This is a genomic window from Cronobacter condimenti 1330, assembly GCF_001277255.1.
Classification (GTDB): Bacteria; Pseudomonadota; Gammaproteobacteria; order Enterobacterales; family Enterobacteriaceae; genus Cronobacter; species Cronobacter condimenti.
The window spans coordinates 2913758-2935845 of record NZ_CP012264.1; the positions used below are offsets into that span (position 1 = coordinate 2913758).

Annotated in this window: 20 protein-coding genes; 6 read left to right on the forward strand and 14 right to left on the reverse strand. The window is 58.7% G+C overall.

What is annotated here, in order from left to right; genetic code table 11:
* Nucleotides 1-207 precede the first annotated feature (207 nt).
* The 3 genes from nrdA (at nucleotide 208) to yfaE (ending at nucleotide 4020) form a co-directional block, all read left to right on the forward strand.
* A complete protein-coding gene (gene nrdA, locus AFK62_RS13250; RefSeq protein ID WP_007665608.1) occupies nucleotides 208-2493 on the forward strand; it encodes a class 1a ribonucleoside-diphosphate reductase subunit alpha in 2286 nt (761 codons plus the stop codon).
* 140 nt (nucleotides 2494-2633) lie between these two features.
* The gene (gene nrdB / locus AFK62_RS13255) at nucleotides 2634-3764 is read left to right on the forward strand and encodes a class Ia ribonucleoside-diphosphate reductase subunit beta (RefSeq protein ID WP_007665614.1); all 1131 of its coding nucleotides are present in this window, start codon (nucleotides 2634-2636) and stop codon (nucleotides 3762-3764) included.
* A 1-nt stretch (nucleotide 3765) separates the two neighbouring features.
* Nucleotides 3766-4020: a class I ribonucleotide reductase maintenance protein YfaE gene (yfaE, locus tag AFK62_RS13260; RefSeq protein WP_032983984.1), complete on the forward strand. Its 255-nt coding sequence runs from the start codon at nucleotides 3766-3768 to the stop codon at nucleotides 4018-4020.
* Nucleotides 4021-4158: 138 nt separating this feature from the next.
* Here the strand turns inward: yfaE and glpQ are convergent, their stop codons facing one another.
* The 6 genes from glpQ to tctD all read right to left on the reverse strand — a co-directional run bounded on the left by glpQ (nucleotide 4159) and on the right by tctD (nucleotide 10996).
* A complete protein-coding gene (gene glpQ / locus AFK62_RS13265) occupies nucleotides 4159-5217 on the reverse strand; it encodes a glycerophosphodiester phosphodiesterase (protein WP_007665617.1) in 1059 nt (352 codons plus the stop codon).
* A gap of 9 nt (nucleotides 5218-5226) precedes the next feature.
* The gene (glpT, locus tag AFK62_RS13270) at nucleotides 5227-6579 is read right to left on the reverse strand and encodes a glycerol-3-phosphate transporter (RefSeq protein WP_007665619.1); all 1353 of its coding nucleotides are present in this window, start codon (nucleotides 6577-6579) and stop codon (nucleotides 5227-5229) included.
* A 345-nt stretch (nucleotides 6580-6924) separates the two neighbouring features.
* A complete protein-coding gene (locus AFK62_RS13275; RefSeq protein ID WP_053531958.1) occupies nucleotides 6925-8121 on the reverse strand; it encodes a nicotinamide mononucleotide deamidase-related protein YfaY in 1197 nt (398 codons plus the stop codon).
* Nucleotides 8122-8214: 93 nt separating this feature from the next.
* On the reverse strand, nucleotides 8215-8757 hold the full coding sequence (locus AFK62_RS13280) for a YfaZ family outer membrane protein (RefSeq protein WP_007665623.1): 543 nt from the start codon (nucleotides 8755-8757) through the stop codon (nucleotides 8215-8217).
* A 141-nt stretch (nucleotides 8758-8898) separates the two neighbouring features.
* A complete protein-coding gene (locus AFK62_RS13285) occupies nucleotides 8899-10335 on the reverse strand; it encodes a sensor histidine kinase (protein ID WP_053531959.1) in 1437 nt (478 codons plus the stop codon).
* Entirely contained in the window at nucleotides 10316-10996 is a 681-nt protein-coding gene (gene tctD, locus AFK62_RS13290; RefSeq protein ID WP_007665627.1) for a transcriptional regulator TctD, read from the reverse strand. Before tctD ends, AFK62_RS13285 begins: the two co-directional genes overlap by 20 nt.
* Before the next feature lie 133 nt (nucleotides 10997-11129).
* Between tctD and AFK62_RS13295 the strand changes: the two genes are divergently transcribed.
* From AFK62_RS13295 to AFK62_RS13305, 3 genes are read left to right on the forward strand one after another with little or no spacing between them, the layout of a single operon-like run.
* Nucleotides 11130-12110, forward strand: coding sequence for a Bug family tripartite tricarboxylate transporter substrate binding protein (locus tag AFK62_RS13295; RefSeq protein ID WP_007665630.1), 981 nt, complete (start codon nucleotides 11130-11132; stop codon nucleotides 12108-12110).
* A gap of 14 nt (nucleotides 12111-12124) precedes the next feature.
* On the forward strand, nucleotides 12125-12556 hold the full coding sequence (locus AFK62_RS13300; protein WP_007665631.1) for a tripartite tricarboxylate transporter TctB family protein: 432 nt from the start codon (nucleotides 12125-12127) through the stop codon (nucleotides 12554-12556).
* Between the two features lie 11 nt (nucleotides 12557-12567).
* Nucleotides 12568-14088 carry a tripartite tricarboxylate transporter permease gene (locus AFK62_RS13305; RefSeq protein WP_007665633.1) on the forward strand — a complete coding sequence of 507 codons (1521 nt, stop codon included), beginning with the start codon at nucleotides 12568-12570 and terminating at the stop codon, nucleotides 14086-14088.
* Between the two features lie 29 nt (nucleotides 14089-14117).
* Here AFK62_RS13305 and menE read toward each other — a convergent pair whose 3' ends face one another.
* From menE to AFK62_RS13345, 8 genes are all read right to left on the reverse strand, one after another.
* The gene (gene menE, locus AFK62_RS13310) at nucleotides 14118-15494 is read right to left on the reverse strand and encodes an o-succinylbenzoate--CoA ligase (RefSeq protein ID WP_007665636.1); all 1377 of its coding nucleotides are present in this window, start codon (nucleotides 15492-15494) and stop codon (nucleotides 14118-14120) included.
* A complete protein-coding gene (menC, locus tag AFK62_RS13315; protein WP_007665639.1) occupies nucleotides 15491-16456 on the reverse strand; it encodes an o-succinylbenzoate synthase in 966 nt (321 codons plus the stop codon). Before menC ends, menE begins: the two co-directional genes overlap by 4 nt.
* A complete protein-coding gene (menB, locus tag AFK62_RS13320; RefSeq protein WP_007665641.1) occupies nucleotides 16456-17313 on the reverse strand; it encodes a 1,4-dihydroxy-2-naphthoyl-CoA synthase in 858 nt (285 codons plus the stop codon). The genes menC and menB overlap by 1 nt, the downstream gene beginning before the upstream one ends.
* Complete coding sequence (menH, locus tag AFK62_RS13325; protein ID WP_007665643.1) at nucleotides 17300-18091, reverse strand: 2-succinyl-6-hydroxy-2,4-cyclohexadiene-1-carboxylate synthase; 792 nt, start codon at nucleotides 18089-18091, stop codon at nucleotides 17300-17302. The genes menB and menH overlap by 14 nt, the downstream gene beginning before the upstream one ends.
* A complete protein-coding gene (gene menD / locus AFK62_RS13330; protein ID WP_007665646.1) occupies nucleotides 18091-19758 on the reverse strand; it encodes a 2-succinyl-5-enolpyruvyl-6-hydroxy-3-cyclohexene-1-carboxylic-acid synthase in 1668 nt (555 codons plus the stop codon). Before menD ends, menH begins: the two co-directional genes overlap by 1 nt.
* A gap of 85 nt (nucleotides 19759-19843) precedes the next feature.
* Nucleotides 19844-21130 carry an isochorismate synthase MenF gene (menF, locus tag AFK62_RS13335; protein ID WP_007665647.1) on the reverse strand — a complete coding sequence of 429 codons (1287 nt, stop codon included), beginning with the start codon at nucleotides 21128-21130 and terminating at the stop codon, nucleotides 19844-19846.
* A 103-nt stretch (nucleotides 21131-21233) separates the two neighbouring features.
* The gene (gene elaB, locus AFK62_RS13340; RefSeq protein WP_004388266.1) at nucleotides 21234-21545 is read right to left on the reverse strand and encodes a stress response protein ElaB; all 312 of its coding nucleotides are present in this window, start codon (nucleotides 21543-21545) and stop codon (nucleotides 21234-21236) included.
* A gap of 49 nt (nucleotides 21546-21594) precedes the next feature.
* Entirely contained in the window at nucleotides 21595-22065 is a 471-nt protein-coding gene (locus AFK62_RS13345; RefSeq protein ID WP_007665656.1) for a GNAT family N-acetyltransferase, read from the reverse strand.
* Between the last annotated feature and the right edge of the window lie 23 nt (nucleotides 22066-22088).

Below are 22088 nucleotides of genomic sequence, written 5' to 3' on the forward strand. Positions count from 1 at the left end.
GGACTTACTTAATTTCGAAATTTTGCAACCGCAAATTAACACTGAAATCAAGCCTTGTTCTCAAAAGAATCCGGACTAGAATACTCACCATATAGCGTTTCACTTATCTCAAACCCCCTATATATAGTATTTATCCACAGAGTTAGTCACTTGTGGATAAGCGGGGGATATTTCTATTTTCACGGATTTCACGGACAGGTATTACCCATGAATCAGAGTCTGCTGGTAACAAAACGAGATGGCAGCCAGGAACGCATTAACCTGGATAAAATTCATCGTGTTCTGGACTGGGCTGCAGAAGGTCTGCATAACGTCTCCATCTCCCAGGTAGAACTGCGTTCTCACATTCAGTTCTACGACGGCATTAAAACCTCCGATATTCATGAAACCATCATCAAGGCGGCGGCAGACCTGATCTCCCGCGATGCGCCGGACTACCAGTACCTGGCCGCGCGCCTGGCGATTTTCCATCTGCGTAAAAAAGCGTATGGCCAGTTCGAGCCGCCGAAGCTGTACGACCATGTCGTGAAGATGGTAGAGCTTGGCAAGTATGACCATCACCTGCTGCAGGATTACAGCGAAGACGAGTTCGCGCAGATGGACGGCTTTATCGACCACTGGCGTGATATGAACTTCTCTTACGCGGCGGTGAAGCAACTCGAAGGGAAATACCTGGTTCAGAACCGCGTGACCGGCGAGATCTACGAAAGCGCGCAGTTCCTCTACCTCCTGGTCGCAGCGTGCCTGTTCTCCAACTATCCGCGCGACACTCGCCTGGATTATGTGAAGCGCTTCTACGACGCGGTCTCCACCTTTAAGATTTCGCTGCCAACGCCGATCATGTCGGGCGTGCGTACCCCTACCCGTCAGTTCAGCTCGTGCGTTCTGATCGAGTGCGGCGACAGCCTGGATTCCATCAACGCGACCTCCAGCGCCATTGTGAAATATGTCTCCCAGCGTGCGGGGATCGGCATCAACGCGGGCCGCATTCGTGCGCTCGGAAGCCCGATTCGCGGCGGCGAAGCGTTCCACACCGGTTGCATTCCGTTCTACAAGCATTTCCAGACTGCGGTGAAGTCCTGCTCTCAGGGCGGCGTTCGCGGTGGCGCGGCAACGCTGTTCTACCCAATGTGGCATCTGGAAGTTGAAAGCCTGCTGGTGTTGAAAAACAACCGCGGCACCGAAGCCAACCGCGTGCGTCACATGGACTATGGCGTGCAGATCAACAAGCTGATGTATCAGCGTCTGCTGAAAGGCGAAGACATCACCCTCTTCAGCCCGTCCGACGTGCCAGGCCTGTATGATGCGTTCTTCGCCAATCAGGACGAGTTCGAACGTCTGTACACCAAATATGAGCAGGATGACAGCATCCGCAAACAGCGTATTAAAGCCTCTGAGCTGTTCTCGCTGATGATGCAGGAGCGCGCCTCTACCGGCCGTATCTACATCCAGAACGTGGATCACTGCAACACCCACAGCCCGTTCGATCCGGTTGTCGCGCCGGTGCGCCAGTCCAACCTGTGCCTGGAAATCGCGCTGCCGACCAAACCGATGGAAGATGTGAACGACGAGAATGGCGAAATCGCGCTCTGCACCCTCTCCGCGTTCAACCTGGGCGCTATCGAGAGCCTGGACGAGCTTGAAGAGCTGGCCATCCTCGCGGTTCGCGCGCTTGACGCCCTGCTGGACTACCAGGATTACCCGATCCCGGCGGCGAAACGCGGCGCGATGGGCCGCCGTACCCTCGGTATTGGCGTGATTAACTTCGCGTACTATCTCGCGAAGCACGGCGTACGCTACTCAGACGGCAGCGCCAACAATCTGACGCACAAAACGTTTGAAGCGATTCAGTACTTCCTGCTGAAAGCCTCTAATGACCTGGCGAAAGAGCAAGGCGCGTGCCCGTGGTTCAACGAAACCACCTACAGCAAAGGCATCCTGCCGATCGACACGTACAAAAAAGATCTGGATGCGATTGCGAACGAGCCGCTGCATTACGACTGGGAAACCCTGCGCGAATCTATTCAGACGCATGGCCTGCGTAACTCCACGCTCTCCGCGCTGATGCCATCTGAAACCTCTTCGCAGATCTCGAACGCGACCAACGGCATCGAGCCGCCGCGCGGCCACATCAGCATCAAGGCGTCAAAAGACGGTATCCTGCGTCAGGTAGTGCCGGACTACGAAGCGCTTAAAGATAAATATGAGCTGCTGTGGGAAATGCCGGGCAACGACGGTTATCTGCAACTCGTGGGCATCATGCAGAAATTTATCGACCAGTCGATTTCTGCTAACACCAACTACGACCCGACGCGTTTCTCGTCCGGCAAAGTGCCGATGCAGCAGTTGCTGAAAGATCTGCTGACGGCGTATAAGCTCGGCGTGAAAACGCTGTATTACCAGAACACCCGCGACGGCGCGGAAGATGCCCAGGATGACCTGGCGCCATCCATTCAGGATGATGGCTGCGAAAGCGGGGCATGTAAGATTTAAAAAGGTCGTTGACCTGAAGCAACCCTCTTCCCGGTGAAGGGGGTTTCTCATTTCCCCCTCGCCCCTTCGGGGAGAGGGCCGGGTGAGAGGCCGGTGCAAACCGCCTCTTATCAACAAAGCCGTTTCACAGGATTTACGTCATGGCCTACACCACATTTTCACAGACGAAAAACGATCAGCTTCTTGAACCCATGTTCTTTGGCCAGCCGGTCAACGTGGCGCGTTACGATCAGCAAAAATATGAAATTTTCGAAAAGCTTATCGAGAAGCAGCTGTCGTTCTTCTGGCGTCCTGAAGAAGTGGACGTGTCGCGCGACCGCATCGACTTCCAGGCACTGCCGGAGCATGAAAAACATATTTTCATCAGCAACCTGAAATACCAGACGCTGCTCGACTCCATTCAGGGCCGCAGCCCGAACGTCGCGCTGCTGCCGCTTATCTCTATCCCGGAGCTGGAAACCTGGGTAGAAACCTGGGCGTTTTCCGAGACCATCCACTCGCGCTCTTACACCCATATCATCCGCAACATCGTTAACGATCCGGCGGTAGTATTTGACGACATCGTCACCAACGAGCAAATCCTGAAGCGCGCCGAAGGCATTTCGCATTACTACGACGATCTGATCGAGATGACCAGCTACTGGCACCTTCTGGGCGAAGGGACTCACAGCGTGAACGGTAAAACCGTCACCGTGAGCCTGCATGAGCTGAAGAAAAAGCTCTACCTGTGTCTGATGAGCGTGAACGCGCTGGAAGCCATTCGCTTTTACGTGAGCTTCGCCTGCTCTTTCGCGTTCGCTGAACGTGAACTCATGGAAGGCAACGCCAAAATCATTCGCCTTATCGCCCGTGACGAAGCGCTGCACCTGACCGGCACCCAACATATGCTGAATCTGATGCGCAGCGGCGAAGACGATCCTGAAATGGCTATCATTGCCGAAGAGTGCAAACAGGAGTGCTACGATCTGTTTGTTCTGGCGGCGCAGCAGGAAAAAGAGTGGGCGGAATACCTCTTCCAGGGCGGTTCAATGATCGGCCTGAACAAAGATATTCTGTGCCAGTACGTTGAGTACATCACCAATATCCGTATGCAGGCAGTCGGCCTGGATCTCCCCTTCAAAACCCGCTCGAACCCGATTCCGTGGATCAACACCTGGCTTGTCTCTGACAACGTGCAGGTCGCACCGCAGGAAGTTGAAGTTAGCTCCTATCTGGTCGGTCAGATCGATTCTGAAATCGACCACGACGACCTGAGCAGCTTCCAGCTCTGATATGGGTCGTATTACGCTTCGCGTGACGGGCACCGAGCTGTCGTGCCCGGACGAGCACCCTTCCTTGTTAGTGGCACTGGAGTCGCATGCGGTGATGGTAGAGTACCAGTGCCGCGAAGGATATTGCGGCTCGTGTCGCTGTAAGCTGGTCGCAGGACAGGTGCAGTGGCTCACCAAACCACTGGCATTTATACAGGAAGGCGAGATTTTGCCGTGCTGCTGTAAACCGCAGGGCGATATTGAGATAGAAATGTAACCCGTTAAAAGGGGCATGTGGGTGCCGGACGATGATGCAAATAAGGTTGTCGGCGGTGTTTTTGGGTGGCGCTGCGCTTACCTGACCTACAAAGCTTTCTGCCAGGTGTAAAAAAAGGGCCTTACGGCCCTTTTTGTTTTACGGTTTGTCGTTTAAAAACTGCACGGCTTTGTCCGGAAAATCGGTAAACAACCCGTCCACATCCGCCTTGTGATACAGCACGTCATAAAGCTGATTTACGTCCGCCGCGTAATCCGGCAACTGGTCGGCGCGCACCGTATACGGGTGCACCTGCAGATGGCTGTCGTGCGCCTCTTTCGCCATCGCGGTGAGCGTCACGTTCTCTTTGGTTGAACCTTCGGCTACCAGCATATGGTAATCCGGCCCAATACCATCGGCATACTGCGCGATTTGCTTCATGGCGCCGGGTTTGAACATCCAGTCATAGCGATAGTTCACCCACTTGCCGTCCGCCTGTTTCTCCTGGGTTTCATTCCAGTCGGTATAGGCGATAAGCTGCACCAGCTTCAGATCCATTCCCAGTTTCGGCTCAAGCGTATTCTTGATGCGCTTGAGTTCGTTTGCATCAAAGCATTGCAGATAGACCTTATCCTGCCTGGTGGTATAGCCATATTTTTTCAGCGTTTCCAGCGTCTTTGCGGCGATGTCCTTGCCTTCCTGATGATGGAACCACGGCGCTTTTATCTCCGGGTAGATGCCGATATTTTTACCCGTTGAGTGATTCAGCCCCTGCACAAATTCTATCTCTTCCTCAAAGGTATGCACCCGAAAGTCCGATTTGCCCATCGGGAAGCGCCCCGGAAAGGTCTGCACCTTTTTACCGTTTTCCAGCTCAAAGCCTTCGGTAAACGCCAGCGATTTAATCTCGGCGAGCGTAAAATCGATCGCGTAGTAGCGGCCATCCTTGCGCGCCCGGTCCGGGAAGCGGTCGGCAACGTCGGTCACGCGGTCCAGATAGTGGTCGTGCAACACCACGAGCTGGTCATCCTTCGTCATCACCAGATCCTGCTCAAGGTAATCGGCGCCCTGCGCATAGGCCATCGCTTTGGCCGGCAACGTATGTTCTGGCAGATAGCCGCTGGCGCCGCGATGCGCAATCACCAGCTTATCTGCCGCCAGCGCATTTGCCGACATCACACTAATCGCCAGCGCCGCCAGCGTCATTTTCAGTTTCATCGGTGCTCCTTATCCGCGTTTCGCCTGCGTTTCATGGTGGTGTTTATGCTCGCCAACCATCACGATAATCAGCAGCAAGACCGCCAGGATGCTGCCACCAATCATCACCATAAAGCCGCCATCCCAGCCGAAGAAATCGACGGTATATCCGACGATAGCGCTCGCTGCGACAGAGCCACCAAGATAACCGAACAGACCGGTAAAGCCGGCTGCGGTGCCTGCCGCTTTTTTCGGCGCCAGCTCCAGCGCGTGCAGGCCGATTAACATCACCGGGCCGTAAATCAGGAAGCCGATAATAATCATGCAGGCCATATCGACATTAGGGTTGCCCGGCGGATTGAGCCAGTAAACAACTGTGGCTATCGTCACCAGCGTCATGAAAAACACACCGGTGGCGCCGCGGTTACCGCGAAAGACTTTGTCCGACATCCAGCCGCAGATCAGCGTGCCGGGGATACCTGCATATTCATAGAAGAAATACGCCCACGAGGATTTATCCAGCGCGAAATGCTTCACCTCTTTTAAATAGGTCGGTGACCAGTCGAGAATGCCGTAGCGCAGCAGGTAGACAAAGACGTTAGCGATAGCGATGTACCACAGCAGCTTGTTTGGCAGCACGTACTGCATAAAAATTTGCTTCGCGGTCAGTTCTTCTTCGTGCTTGTCGCTGTAGTCGTCCGGGTAGTCGTTTTTATACTCTTCAATCGGTGGCAAACCGCAGGACTGCGGCGTGTCGCGCATCAGCGCGAAAGCGATAATCGCCACCAGAATCGCCCCGAACGCAGGCATATAGAGTGCCGCATGCCAGTCGTTAAACCACGCCATACCGAGCAGGAACAGCAGCGGCGGAATGCCGCCGCCCACGTTATGGGCGCAGTTCCATACTGACACAATCCCGCCACGCTCTTTCTGCGACCACCAGTGCACCATTGTGCGCCCACACGGCGGCCATCCCATGCCCTGAAACCAGCCGCACAGGAACAGCAGCACGAACATCACCATAATGCTGGACGTCGCCCAGGGTACGAAGCCCATAAACAGCATCACTGCCGCAGCAAGGATCAGCCCCGCCGGGAGGAAAACGCGCGGGTTCGAGCGGTCAGAGACCGAGCCCATAATGAATTTTGAAAAACCATAAGCAATGGAGATGCCGGACAGCGCAAAGCCCAGATCGCCACGAGAGAACCCCTGCTCTACCAGATACGGCATCGCAAGGGCAAAGTTTTTACGCACCAGATAGTAAGCGGCATAGCCGAAGAAAATCCCCATAAAAATCTGCCAGCGCAGGCGACGATAGAGCGGATCTATCTCGCCGTCAGGCAGCCTTGCGCGATGCGGGGCGGGTTTAAAAATACTTAACATCACTGTCTCCTGCTTATTTGGATGTAGATTTATTCGTTTTGCTTATGTTTCCTTTGCGAGCGTGATAGTAGGCAAAAAGGATTATTTATGCTGTGAAACATCGCACAAATTGTTACAGAAATATGACAACCGAACACAAAAGCGCATCACGCCGCGTTATATTTTTCGCTTTATGCGCGTTTACTTTCGTTTAAGCCCAAAAAGCAGGGAATGGTGCACCCGCATTGTGCAGAGGAAGAAAAGGAAAAGACGTCAGACGCGTTGTGTTTAAGAGAAGAACATGAAGGAACCACGGAGGGGAAAAGAGCGGGACGCCGGCCTGAGCCGCTGACGCCCCGATGAGTGTTATACCGTAAGTGTATCGACGACCTGCACCCAGCCCTGGCTTGCCGTCACGTCCTGGCCGTTTAACCAGCGGCGCACCAGCGTAAGCGCCATCATCGCGCAAATCTCCTGACGGATGCGCAGCGCGTAGCGGCTGGCGTTAACGCGCAGGCGCACGGCCTGAGTGCCCTGCGGCGTGGTCAGCGCAATATTTATCTCGTCATCTTCGAAACTTGCGATGCTGAGCGCCAGATCGGCGAGATGGCGGCTGCGGCGATCCACATTCCAGTGGGCGGTCTGGGCAAGCGTCTCCACCTGCGCCGGCAGCACTTCGCTTGCGAGCAGCGGCGCTTCCGCCCCCGAAAGCTGTAGCGCCAGCAGCCCGGCGGTGAACTGCTCGCTGAGCGTGATACTGAGCTGTTGCTCACGCAGGCAACGGGCAATCTGGAATGGCAGGGTTTCGGTGCCTTCAAAAATCAGGCTGTCCCCCGCCACCTCACGCACTGCCGGCCACAACGCTTCCATCTCCTCGCGCCGCGCGGCCGGGCCCGTTAGCTTAAGTTCAATAATCGGCGTCGAGGAGCGGTAGCCCATGACTACATCCGGCGGCAGGGTCAGCGTATCCAGCTGTGCCGCAAGATCGCTTTCTGAACGCCCGAACGTGGTCAGACGCAGGCAGAGCGGCGGCTCCGGAATGGTAAATCGCGCACGCAGGCGCGGCAGGATCTCATGCTCGACCATTCGCTTAAATTCGAACGGCACGCCAGGCGTGAAGAAAATCAGACAGCGATTGAGCGTGATGGCAAAACCGCAGGCGGTACCCACCGGGTTGTCTATCATCTCGCTGCCTGCCGGCAACAACGCCTGCTTGCGGTTGCTCGGGGCCATCACCCGCCCGCGCTCAGCAAAAAAACGCTCCATTTGTGCAAGCCAGCCCTCATGCAGCTCCAGCGCCACACCGGCCGCGCGGGCTGCCGCTTCAGCGCTTAGATCGTCGCTCGTCGGCCCCAGACCGCCATTAACAATAAGAATATCGGCGTGCTGACTGCGCTCGGTCAGCGCCGCTACCAGTGAATCCAGGCTGTCGCCCACGGTGTTGCGGCGGGTTAACGGCAATCCCTGATTAAAAAAGAGCTCGGCAAGCCAGGCGGCGTTGGTATCGACAATCTGACCATGCAGCACTTCATCGCCGGTCGAGAGCATTTCTGTCTGTAGCATTATTTTCTCCGCATGAAGGAACGGCTTTACTATAGCGCGCAGAGAAAGGAAGGAGGAAAAAAACAGGCGCAGCGGATAACTGCGCCCGGAAAATCAGAACCCTGCGCTCACGCCAAGGTACGGGCCATCGGCCACTTTGCTGTCGCGATCGCCATCTTTACCGGTCATATTGATATAACGGTAACCGGCTTCCACGCTAAGCGGACGGAACAGAGAGAAACGTGCGCCCGCGCTGGCTTCCTGGTAGTCGTTCACGCCGCTGGAGAGCGAATCCGGCGAGTAGTAGTAGTCGCCAAACAGCGAGACGCGCTGCCCGATATCCCAGCGCACGCCGCCGCCAACCGCCGCCGCGTAACCTTCACTGCCCTCGTTCGGGTTCAGATAGATAGCTTTCACGCCCGGCGTGACCATAAACGGCCCAAGCGGCATGTTGAAGCCCAGGCCAACGCCCACGATATCCCCGTGATCGTCATTATGTGCCCAGTTGCCGGTCAGCTGCAGGCCGCTGCTTTCGGTGCCGAAACCTGCGCCCAGATTAGTGTAATGCTCGCCCACGGAGCCATTGACGCTCACGGCGCCTGCCTGCGTGGCCGCCAGCAACAAGCCAGCGATTGCTAAACGAATAGTATTTTTCATTCCATGTGTCTCAAAAAAAAGAAAAAGGACCCTGTAAATGCAACGCGGCATTGTACCCGTATCCCGCATGCAATCAATGCGGGGCCGTCTGTGCGTCGCGGTAGCGCCCTAAAAAAGAGAAAACATCTATGCCGGAGCGCATTAAACGCCACCGGCGCCGGGCATGGAGAGGTGAACGGGTAAGCGAACGCGTACCAGCAGCCCACCGAGCTGTTCGCCCTTACGCAGTTCCGCGCGGGTGCGGTGCCAGCGCGCAATGTCATTCACCAGCGCCAGTCCAAGCCCGGCGCCGGGGTGCATTCCGGCATTATCAAGACGACGAAACGGCGTCAGCGCCTGATCGCGCTGCGCGGCCTCGATGCCCGGCCCGCTGTCCTCCACTTCGAGTCGCGCCTCGTTTTTCTCCACGCAAACGCGCACCGTCACCACACCGCCTGCGGGCGTATATTTCAGCGCATTATCCAGCAGATTGGCACACAACTCCGCCAGAAGCAGCGGCTCCGCCGATACCCACACCGGCCCTTCTTCGCCTTCGTAACCGAGATCGACCGGTTTGCTGCGCGCCTGCGGCAGACGAGAGAAACAGCTTTCGCGCGCTGCTGCCACCAGATCCACCACGTCGAAGGCGCGAGCTTCACTCGGCTCGGCGCGCCGCAACGACGCCAGTTGCAACAGGCGTTCGGTCAGATCGATAGTGTTATCAAGCGTCGCGCTCATCGCCAGTAAACTCTCGCGCCACTGCGCCGGATCGTCACTTGCAAGGGCTACGGCCGCCTGCGTTTTGAGGACCGTAAGCGGCGTTTTTAACTGATGGGAGGCATCGGCGCTAAAGCGCTCCTGACGGGCAATGAGCGCGCGCAGGCGGCTGATGTAGCGATTGAAAGCGATAATCAACAGCCGCGTTTCCGACCACGGCAGCAGATCGGGCAGCGGCGTCAGTTCGCCAGGCGATCGCCTGACCATCAGGCGCGACAGCTTGCGCATCGGCTTTAGCACCCGGCGCAGCAAAAAACCGGCGAGCACCAGCGTCAGCAACACCAGGCCGCCCTGCGTTAACGCGGAAGAGAGCAATAGCTGGCGCGCCAGCAGATGACGTGACTGCAAAGTTTCGGCGACATAAATCTCTGCCATACCGTTAATGCCGTCCTCATTGACCGGCTGCAACAGTCGCGCTACGCGCAGCCGCTGGCTCTGATAAGTCGCGTGATAAAACCACGCGAGCGCCGGATAGAGATCGGTGCGCGCCACGCCGCGTGGCATCACCGGAAGATCGTCATAGCCGGAGATAACCCGCCCGTGCGTATCCTGCACTTTGTAGTAAAGACGGTCATTCATGTTGCGCTCGACGCTATCGAGCACGACCCACGGCACGTCCGCCTGGAGTTCACCGTGCTGCACATTGAGCCTTTCAGCGATAATACGGGCCGAGGCAAGCAGCGTGCGGTCATATGCCTGCGTCGCGGCGTTCAGCGCGCTGACATAACTGTTTAACGCCGAAAACGCCCACAGCAGCAAGAGCGGCAGGCCAAGAAACAGCAGCAGTTTTCCGAGCAGCGATTCAGGGCGCAACCAGTTCATCGCTGCACTCCAGCACATAGCCCAGGCCGCGTAGCGTGGTGATTTGAACGTTGCTGGAGGCGAGTTTTTTACGCAACCGGTGAATGTATATCTCAATACTTTCAGGGCTGACGTCGTCGCTCAGGCTGAAAACTTGCTCAAAAAGCTGCTGGCGTGATACCGGACGGCGACGGCGATACATCAGCACGGTTAAGAGCGCGTGCTCGCGCGGCGTCAGCGCCAGCGGCTTACCCTGTAATTCGAAATAGCCTTCATCGTGAAACGTCAGTTCGCCAAGACGCTGCGCCTCCTGCACCTGCCCTTCGCTACGCCGCACCAGCGCGCGCAACCGCGCCTCCAGTTCGCTTAGCTCAAACGGTTTTGGCAGATAGTCATCCGCCCCTTCATTAAGGCCTTTCACCCGGTCCGCCACGGCGCCGTGCGCCGTAAGCAGCAGCACCGGCACCGCCTGCCCGCGACGGCGCAACCGGCTTAGCACATCGAGCCCATTCAGACGCGGCATTTCTATATCCAGCACCGCCACGGCGTAACGTTCGTTTTGCAGCAGATGGTCTGCCGCCAGCCCGTCGCCGACACAATCCACGGCAAAGCCGTTATTCGTCAGCGCTTTCTCCAGCCAGTGAGCCAGCTCACGATTATCTTCTGCCAGTAAGAGACGCATATCACATCCAGTAAAGTTTCTGTCGCGATGAAAGGAAACTGAAAGGCTTTAGTTTTAACAATCATGCAACCGGTACGCTACAAAGCAGTTCACATAATCAGAAACATCACGGCAGTCATGCATGAGGATGAAAATGAAAACAGCCCTTCTCTCTACCCTGTTAGCAACGTCACTGGCTTTCACCTTTACAACCGCCAGCGCGGCGGACGCGCCGTCGCGCCCCGAATGTATCGCGCCGGCGAAACCCGGCGGCGGATTCGATTTAACCTGCAAATTGATTCAGGTGAGCCTGCAGGAAACCGGCGCGCTGGAAAAACCGATGCGCGTGACATACATGCCAGGCGGCGTTGGTGCGGTGGCCTATAACGCGATCGTCGCCCAGCGTCCCGGTGAGCCGGGCACCGTGGTGGCGTTCTCCGGCGGTTCGCTGCTGAATCTCTCACAGGGGAAATTTGGCCGTTACAACGTTGACGACGTGCGCTGGCTTGCAAGCGTTGGCACCGATTACGGCATGATTGCGGTACGTGCGGATTCGCCATGGAAAACGCTCGGCGACCTGATGAAAGCGCTCGAGAAAGATCCCAATAGCGTGGTGTTTGGCGCAGGCGCCTCCATCGGCAGCCAGGACTGGATGAAAACCGCGCTGCTGGCGCAGAAAGCTGGCGTCGATCCGCACAAGATGCGCTACGTGGCGTTTGAGGGCGGCGGCGAGCCGGTGACCGCGTTGATGGGTAATCACGTACAGGCGGTGTCGGGCGATTTAAGCGAGATGGTGCCGTATCTCACCGGCGATAAGGTTCGCGTGCTGGCAGTGTTTGCCAACGAGCGTCTGCCCGGCCAGCTTGCACAGGTTCCCACCGCCAAAGAACAGGGTTATGACCTGGTGTGGCCGATTATTCGTGGTTTCTACGTGGGGCCTAAAGTCAGCGACGCCGATTATCAGTGGTGGGTACAGACCTTCGAAAAGCTCCAGCAAACCGACGAATTCAAAAAGCAGCGCGATCTGCGCGGCCTGTTTGAATTCAACATGACCGGCAAAGCGCTTGATGAATACGTGAAAAAACAGGTCACGGATTACCGTGAAAAAGCGAAAGCGTTTGGGCTTGCGAAATAACAAAGGGGGAGGCCATGAGCGATCGCATTTTTGCCGGCATCGGGATCCTGCTTTGCATTGGCGGGTTGTTTGTCGCCTGGCAGATCCACAGCGAGTACGCCTACGAGCCGGTCGGGCCGCGTCCGTTCCCGGTGGGAATTATCGCCCTGATGCTGCTCTGCTCGGTACTGCTGCTGCTGCGCCATCCGGATGTAGTGGAGTGGCCGCATCTCGCCGTGCTCAAGCGGCTGGTGGTGATGGTGATTATTCTGCTGCTTTATGCCTGGGGGTTTGAGTGGCTGGGCTTTCCGCTCGCGACCGCGCTCCTGACAGCGGTGGTCGGCGTGCTGTTTGGCGCGCAGCTTCCGGCGGCGGCGGTATCCGGTGTGGTGATGGGCGGCGCGCTCTGGTTCGCCTTTGACCGGCTGCTTGACGTGACGCTGCCTCTCGGGGCGTGGCTTAATTAACGGGGGCTTTTATGGATACCTGGCTTTATCTCTCGCAGGGCTTCGCCGTCGCGCTGACGCCCACCAATTTGCTGATTGCGCTGATCGGCTGTTTTGTCGGCACGATTGTCGGCCTGCTGCCGGGCCTCGGGCCGATTAACGGTGTCGCCATTCTGCTGCCGCTGGCCTTCGCCATTCACTTACCGGCGGAATCTGCTCTTATCCTGCTCGCGACGGTCTATATCGGCTGCGAATATGGCGGGCGAATCTCATCCATTTTGCTTAACGTGCCAGGAGACGCCGCGGCGATTATGACGGCGCTGGATGGCTACCCAATGGCGCAGCAAGGACGCGGCGGTGTGGCGCTGTCCATTTCGGCGGTCAGTTCTTTTGTCGGCTCTATTATCGCTATCTGCGGCATTATCCTGTTTGCGCCGATGCTGGCGGAGTGGTCGCTGGCGTTTGGCCCGGCGGAATATTTCGCGCTGATGGTGTTCGCTATCGCCTGTCTTGGCAGCATGATGGCGCAAAATCCGCTGAAATCGTTCCTCGCCGCCCTGATTGGCCTCGGTCTTGCGACCGTCGGGGTGGATGCCAACACCGGCGTGTATCGCTTCACGTTTGACAGCGTGCATCTCTCCGATGGCGTGCAGTTTATCGTGGTGGTGATTGGGCTGTTCTCGGTTTCAGAAATCCTGCTGATGCTGGAGAGCACCAGCAGCGGTCAGACGCTGGTACGTAAAACCGGCCGTATGCTGTTTAACGCTAAGGAGGCCGCCGCCTGTACGGGCGCGACATTGCGCTCCTCCGTCATCGGTTTTTTTGTCGGCATTCTGCCGGGCGCAGGCGCGACGATTGCAAGCGCTATCACCTATATGACGGAGAAAAAACTTGGCGACAAAGACGGGTCCTTTGGTAAGGGCGACATTCGCGGCGTGGCGGCCCCGGAGGCCGCAAACAACGCGTCGGCCTGCGGCTCGTTTATCCCGATGCTGACGTTAGGCGTGCCGGGCTCTGGCACCACGGCGGTGATGATGGGCGCGCTGACGCTCTATAACATCACGCCGGGGCCGGCGATGTTCACAGAACAACCGGATATCGTCTGGGGGCTTATCGCGGCGCTGCTAATCGCAAACATCATGCTGCTGATTATGAACATTCCGCTGATCGGTCTGTTCACCCGCATGCTGACGATCCCGTTATGGTTCCTGGTGCCGGCCATCGCGGCGGTATCGGCAGTCGGCGTTTATGCGGTGCACAGCACCACGTTTGATCTGGTGCTTATGGTAGCGCTGGGTGTGTTGGGTTATATCCTGCGTAAAATGCACTTTCCGATGTCACCGCTTATCTTAGGTTTTGTACTCGGCGAGATGCTGGAGCAAAACCTGCGCCGCGCGCTGTCTATCAGCAACGGCGAGCCGGGGATCCTCTGGCAGAGCGGCGTCACCAAAGTGTTACTGGTGATGGCGGTGCTGGTGATTGCCGTGCCGCCAGTGGTGAAAAAACTGCGTAAGCGCCAGCAAAAGCGTAAGGCTGCGGTAGATATCGGCTAACCGTTACGGCCCTTCCCCGAAGGGCCGTATTACGTTTCTGCATGCAAACGACGGGCGGCCCACTGCGTTACGTCACGCCGCGAGATTTTTATTCCTCCGTTTTTGAGCGTTTCAGGCAGGCGCAACCACGCGACCGGTTGCTGAAATCGCGCCAGCTTATCGCTCGCCCAGAGACGTAACGCCTGCGGCTCAAACGAGGCCTCGCACTCCACCACCGCAACCGGGCGCTCACCGAACTCCTCATCTGCAAGCGGGACAATAAACGCCTGGCGCACCTGCGGATGCTGGCATAATACGCGCTCGATGGTCTCCGGTTGCACCCCTTCCCCGCCGCAGAAAAAGAGATTATCCAGCCGTCCATGCACTTGCAGCCTGCCGTCGTGCCATTCGCCGCGATCGCGGGTGGCAAACCAGCCCTGCGCATTTGTCAGCGGTACCAGCCGCCCGTCGCGCCAGTAGCCTTCGGCCATACTCTCACCGCGCAGCCAGATCTCATCACCGGCCAGCATCACCTCGCGCCCCGGCAGCGCCGCGCCGACATCGGGTTTGCCGTCGGCACGCTTCGCACACACCGTTGAGGCAAATTCGGTCAGCCCATAACCGCACCAGCACGCTATCTGCCGCTGTGCCGCCGCCTGGGTCAGTTCAACCGGGATGGCCGCGCCGCCCAGCAATACGGCCTTCACGCTGAGATGCCGTTCCGGCAGTTGCAGCAACCGCCAGAGTTGCGTCGGCACCAGCGACGCGTGCGTGCAGCCCTCCAGCGCCTCGGGGAGCGCCAGTCCTTCACGCACCGCGAGCTGCGCGCCCACCCGCAGCCAGCGCCACAGAATGCCCTGCCCGGAGACATGAAACAGCGGCAGCGACAGCAGCCAGCATTCAGAGGGATGAAACGGGATAAGGCTCAGCACGCCCGCGGCGCTGGCGAGATGCGCGCGCGCCGTGTGCACGGCCGCTTTCGGCAGCCCACTGGAGCCGGATGTCAGCGTCATCGACGCCAGCCTGTCGGCGCGCCACGCGACGGCGTATGAGGTTTCAGGTTCGCGCCACGCCAGTATATTCAGCGCAGGCAAGGCGGGCGCCTCTCCCAGACAGAGCGCGTGTCGCAGCGTGAGCGAGGGCAACACCGCGTGGATCAGCGTTTGTGGCAGTTGTGGGTTGAGCGGCAGAATACGTGCGCCGCACTGCAACAGCGCAAGCCAGGCCAGCAAGGTGCGCTCGCTGTTTCTGGCGCAGAGCGTCACGCCGTCGCCCTCATTGACGCCCTGCTGATAAAAGCCCGCCGCGAGTGCATCAACACGCTCTGACAACGCGCGCCAGCTAAGATCGCCTGTGGTGGCGCGCAGCGCGATATCGTCCGGCCGCTCCCGCGCCCAGTGACGCCAGGGCCAGTCGAAGACGCTCACAGCAGAGGCTCCAGCGCATCGACAGACCAGCACGGCAGCGGACTGCCAGGCCACGGGCGCAACAGCTGCGCCTGCATCAACGAGAGTGTATCAAGCCCGGGCGTGACGCCTGGGGTCAGCCACGCCGCCAGCCGCGCCAGTTGCGTTAAGCCAAGGCTGGATTCCAGCGAGGAGCTGATGACCGCAGTCAGCCCCGCCGCATGTGCACGCACAATCTGTTCACGTACCGTCTCAATGCTTCCCGTAAGCGAAGGTTTGATAATGACCGCGCGCAGGCCGGGCTCCGCCGCTATCATATAATCACGCTCGCGCAGACTCTCATCCCAGGCGATGGCGATGCCGGTTTCAGCGGCAAATGCGCGTGAGTCGTCACGGGTTTTGCAAGGCTCTTCGATAAATTCGATGCGCGGGCGATAGGCCGGATTCACATATTTCGCGAACTGCTGCGCCTTGAGCGGCGTCCAGGCGCGGTTGGCGTCCAGCCGCAGGCGTAAATCCGGGAGCGCCTCCAGCAGCAGGTTGACTATCATGCCATCGCGCACCGCCTCGTACAGCCCCACTTTCACTTTGGCAACCTTATCGCCGGTTTGCCCGGCGAGGCGTGCGAAAAGCTCGTCTGGGTCGCCGGTGCACAACGGCGCCACGTGATAATTCGCCGCCTGCGGCAGCGCGCCGTCAAGCTCCGCCTGTGCGCAGCTCAACCCGAACGCGACACTTGCGATATCCGGCAGCGGCAGAGCCGCCCCGCAGTGCCACGCTGTAAGCCAGTCGCGCGTCGGGGGAAGCGCCGCGTCCAGCGTCTCGCGGCTAAACCCCGGCAATGGCGCAATATCGCCCCACCCTTCACGCCCGTTTTCACTAAGGCGCACCAGCAAGCCGTCGCGGGTGGTGAGGCGCCTTTCGCGCAGCACCACGCCCGCATCCATCGGCAACCGGTAACGGTAAAGCTGTGCCGCGCGCATTATGGGTTGCGCTTAAATTTGCTGAAGTCTGGCTGGCGCTTCTGATTAAACGCGTTGCGCCCTTCCTGACCTTCTTCAGTCATGTAGAACAGCATGGTGGCGTTGCCGGCAAGCTCCTGAAGCCCCGCCTGGCCATCACAGTCAGCGTTAAGAGCCGCTTTCAGGCAGCGCAGCGCCATCGGGCTGTTTTGCAGCATTTCACGACACCAGCGTACGGTTTCTTTTTCAAGCGTTGCAAGCGGCACCACGGTGTTGACCAGGCCCATATCGAGCGCCTGTTGCGCGTCATACTGACGGCAGAGGAACCAGATTTCGCGTGCCTTTTTCTGCCCGACGATACGCGCCATGTAAGACGCCCCCCAGCCGCCGTCAAAGGAGCCGACTTTCGGGCCGGTCTGGCCGAATACGGCGTTTTCGGCGGCGATGGTCAGATCGCACATCATATGCAGTACATGACCGCCGCCAATGGCGTAGCCCGCCACCATTGCCACAACCGGTTTGGGACAGGTGCGGATCTGGCGCTGGAAGTCGAGCACATTGAGGTGATGGACGCCGGAGTCGTCCTGATAGCCGCCATAGTCGCCACGTACTTTTTGATCGCCGCCCGCGCAGAAAGCGTTTTCGCCTTCGCCGGTGAGAATAATCACGCCGATGTTGTCGTCGTAGCGCGCATCAGCCAGCGCATGGATCATCTCTTTAACGGTAAGCGGGCGAAACGCATTACGCACCTGCGGGCGGTTAATGGTGATTTTCGCGATGCCGTCGGTAGACTTCTGGTAGCGGATATCGGTGTAGCCTTCAGAGCAGTCGAGCCACTCAGCGGGCGCGTAAAGCATCGCTTCATCAGGATAAATCATGGGAGTTCTCCGTAGGGGTTCGCAAAATCGCGTTAATGCAGCAGGCTGTCGCGCGCGGGTTTTCCCGGTGAGCGTTATGGCCTGCGCCAGTAATCAGATGCAGCGGGGCATCAAGCGTGGCGGCGAGCGCGCGGAATTTCGCGTCGCGCTCGCCGCACAGGTAATGAAAAGGGATGCGCAATCGCGACAGCGCATCCCAAAGCGGCGGCTGTCGGCCCAGCGATGTGGACTCCAGCATGGCCGCCAGCGCCGCGGGCTGGTTGTCGGCACGCAGCGTAATAAGCGCCTCTCGCTGGGCATCACTGAGCGTCGCGAACACCGGCTGGCGATACCAGTCATCCAGCACCTGGCGGAGGGGTTCGCAGCGAAACCGTTGCGCCCAGCGGCTATCAGCGGCTAAACGTGTCGCTCGCGTTTGTGCGTCGTGCAGCCCTGGATGACCACCTTCTACGATCAGTCCTTGCAGGCCACGCGTTGTTCCCTGGGTTGCGTGGAACATCGCCATCCGTCCGCCAAGGGAGTAACCCACCAGCCAGTAGTTAAGTATGTTGTAACTATCAAGCGTTGCCGCCAGTAACTGATTGACGTGTGCGAAGCTCACGGCTTCGTTGCCTGCCGAGCCGCCGTGACCAGGGAGATCGATAAACAGGTGGTCATATTGCGCGACATCGGCGGCGACCGTATGCCATTCCCGGCTATCGCCCAGAAAGCCATGCAGCCATACGATCACGCCGCGCGAGGCGCTCATGGCGGTCTGAAACTGTGCGGCAAGCGGCATCAGGCGCATACCGTTTTGATAAGCTGCGTCAACGCCTGCGCGCCCGCCGTCTCTGGCACGCGCAGCTCTATCAGCGTTGCGACCGGTGAGCGCCAGGCGCGTGTCACGGCTTCCTGCAACGCCGCCATGCTATCCGGGGTCTCGTAATGGAGCGAGAACATCGCGGCGGCGGGCGCGAAGCTGACGTTTTGCGGCATACAGTAAAACTTCTCACGCTCACTGGCGGGCGTCGGCAGCATTGAGAAAATCTGCCCACCGTTATTGTTAACCACGATAAGCACGAAAGGCGCGGGTGCCTCGCGCAACAGCGACAGCGCATTGATGTCATAAAGCGCGGAGAGATCACCTACTACGGCGAGCGTGGGCCGCCCGTTGGCGCGCTGTACACCGGCGGCGGTGGAGATAAGCCCGTCAATGCCGCTCGCGCCGCGGTTGCCATACACCGGATACCCGGCAGGCAACTGCGCCAGCGCGTCTACCAGCCGCACCGTCAGACTATTGCCAAGAAACAATTGCCCCTGCGGCGCGAGCAGCTCCGGCAGACGGTGCGCAACCTGCGCTTCGCCCCAGCCGGTAAGTTCGCGCGCTACCACGCGCTGTGTCTGTGCGGCGAGCCCTTGCAGCGCCTCTGCCCACGGCATTGTCGCCTGTGCCGGGTGGTGCGCAAGCCAGTCAGTGATATCTGCCACCAGCCGACGCCCGGCATGGTGGGCCGGATCAAGGCGTCCCGGCAGTGAATCAACAATCCAGTATTCCTGCGGCTGACACTCACTCTGCCACTGCAGCACACGCTTGCCGGTCAGGCTGCCACCGAACTGCACGACGATTTGCGCCTGTGTCAGCATATGCACCGCTTGCGGATGCGACAGCCAGAGGTCGGCGCACGGCAGCGGTTGACCGGTTTGCGAGAGGACATCGCCAATAAGCGGCCAGCCGATACGTTGCGCCCACTGCGCAACGGCAATACCGTCCTGAGCCTCAAGCCTGCCCGCCAGCACCACACCGCGCTGTTCGCGCCAGAAAGCCCAGTCCGGCTGCACGCTGACCGCGCGAGTCTGCTCAAACCGCAGCCAGGGTTTAGCACTCTGCCACCATTCGCCTGGTGCCTGCTGCCAGGCAAGGCCTGTGTCATCCAGCTCACCATATAGCGGTTCGGCAAACGGGCAGTTGATATGCAATGCGCCCGCCGTCAGGCCGCCCATTTTTTCGTCGATAGCGCTGATAAGCCAGGCGGCCGGTACTGAAGGGGTAGGACGAGGCAGGTCGAGCGTGGCGGCAGGATGCGTGGCGAAAATCGCCTGCTGACGAATCGCCTGATTGGCGCCGCAGTCGATTAACTCGGGCGGCCGGTCGGCGGTGATGACGACCAGTTTTTCACCGGTCAGGCCCGCTTCAATGACTGCCGGATACAGGTTCGCCACTGCCGTGCCGGATGTGACAATCACCGCCACCGGCTCGCCGCTCGCTTTAGCAAGCCCCAGCGCAAGATGGCCAAGACCGCGCTCATCAAAATGCGTGTGTGGCGTAAACGTCGGATTTTGCGCGGCGGCGAGAGTAAGTGGTGTGGAGCGCGAGCCCGGCGCGATGCACAAATGGCGTACACCGTGGCGGCTCAACGCTTCGAGGATCACCGCGGCCCAGCGGCGGTTGAAAGTGCTTGTCGACATAAGCTTGTCCGGTATCAATTTAGCCGGTTTATTATAAAGCCTCGTCGGAATCGAATTTTGATATGGGTCGGGGTTGTGGTCTGGTTCAGCCTGTCAGCAGACTGAGCAACGCCGCCGCTTTGTTCTCAATTTCCTGCCATTCCAGCGCGGCCTCGGAGCCTGCAACCAGGCCTGCTCCCGCATATAGCCGCACCGTGTCATCGGTAATACGCGCCGCGCGCAAACTCACACAAAACTCCGTTTTCTCTTTTGAGAGATATCCCGCGGAGCCCGCATACCAGGCCCGGTCGAAAGGCTCGTTATCGGTAATAAAGCGCCGTGCCGCTTCGCGGGGCAGGCCCGCCACGGCAGCGGTAGGTTGCAATTGCCGCAAACACGCAGCGTCGTCCGCGCGCAGAAGTCGCCCGAAAATGACGCGCTTCAGATGTTGTACCCGGCGCAGTCGCACAACCTGCGCCACCTGAATGTGCACGTCACGGGCAATGGCCTGTAGCCGCGCGCAGATGTCATCTACCACCAGCGCGTTTTCGCGACGATTTTTATCGTCATCCTGCAGCCAGGCGGCACGCGCGCTGGCCTGTGCATCGTCCGGATGATTTTCCACAGTGCCCGCCAGCGCCTCGGTAGCAAGCGCGCAGCCTTCTCGCCGCCACAGCCGCTCAGGTGTCGAGCCCAGAAACACGTCACGTGCGCTAAACGCCAGGTAAAAATGGTAACAATAGTGGTTAGCCTCACGGCTTGCGGCCATGAGCGCTGCGGCATCCGGTGGCGAGGCAAAACGTAAATCGGTCGCGCGCGCCAGCACCACTTTGGCGATATCACCACGGGCAATGGCCTCTGATGCGCGCGCTACCAGCCGTGTCCACGCCTTCGCTTGTGGGCAATCACAGCGGCTGACCAGCGGCGGCGCGCCAGGCGGCAGTAACCGCGGCGTTTGCAGCGAGCGAAGATTACGCTGTAGCGCTTCTGCTGCCTGCCGTCGTGAGTGTTCACTAAAGAGAGTCACTACAAGCGAGGCCCTTTCGCCTTCGCGGTGCAGCGCCAGGCGCGGCAGGAAGAGAAACCCGTGTGCCGGGTCGAAGGCATTAAGCCCGCAGGCCCGCAGATCAGGCTCATCCTCGTGCTGGCGTAAAAAAGCCTGCGCCTCGTCAAGACTTGCGAACGCCTGCGCGGCACCGAGCGCCGCAACTTCTTCGTCGCCATCCCGGGAACGCCAGTAAAACTGTGGGAAAGCGGCCTGCGCGCTGAGCCAGGCAAGAAAATCGTGGTCATATGCGCAGAATGCGAAAGCGCGGCGGTACACTCCGGGAGAATCGGGCGCATCGTTCAGCGCCTCTTCCGCCTGCGCCAGGGCGGCGGCGAATGTGTTCACAGGTATCCTTTCCTTTGCCTTAAAAACCCTGAATTCTACGAGGTTTTTCAGGCAAAAAAAATGGCGCACCCGAAAGGATGCGCCTGCGTGCGATATGCCGGGCTTAACGGCGGGCTAACAGCAGGCCCAGTACCAGGCCCGCAGCGGCGCCGATACCCACGCCCTGCCACGGTTTTTCATGCACATAGTCATCAGCACGATAAACCGCCTGTTTGGCGCGGAAGTAGTAATTATCGGACGCGGTGCTGACGCGGTTTTTCACGTCATGCAGTGCCTGCTCGGCTCGTGCTTTCAGCTCGACATATTTTTGATCTGCCGGGTCGCCGGACGAGCGCAAAATCTCTTCCAGGGTATCGCTCAGCAGGGTCAGGTCATCGTCTACACGTGTTTCATAAGGTTGTGAAGATAAAGGCATAACTGGTCTCCGTGTTAACAAGTTACCGGTTTGCTAACTATAGACACGATCAGGCTTTTTTGCCTGGCAGCGGTTCGCGCCGCATTCCGATGTGAGGGATGCCGTCTTCGTCGTAGATTTCTGTTGCGGGCATAAAGCCAAATTGCCCGTAAAAAGCCTGAAGATGCGCCTGTGCGCTCAGGTATAGCGGGCTTTGCGGCCAGTTGCGTTCGCAGCTGGCGACCGCACGCTTCATGAGTTCAACACCCAGTTTTTCGCCCCGAGCCAGGCCTGAAACAATAACCCGCCCTATCGCGACGGGGGCATCCGCATCGTTACTTTTCAGAATCCTCGCATAAGCAATCAGCTGATTATCGCGCCAGCCGAGCAAATGACGGTTCTCGCCTGCCAGATCTTCACCGTCCACATCCAGGTAAGGGCACGTTTGCTCAACAACAAACACTTCACAGCGCAGCTTTAGCAGTGCGTACAGCGTGGGGATATCCAGTTCAGTATGATGTTTGTCCTGCCAGTCGATCATATTAGGCTCCAGAATGTGCGGCG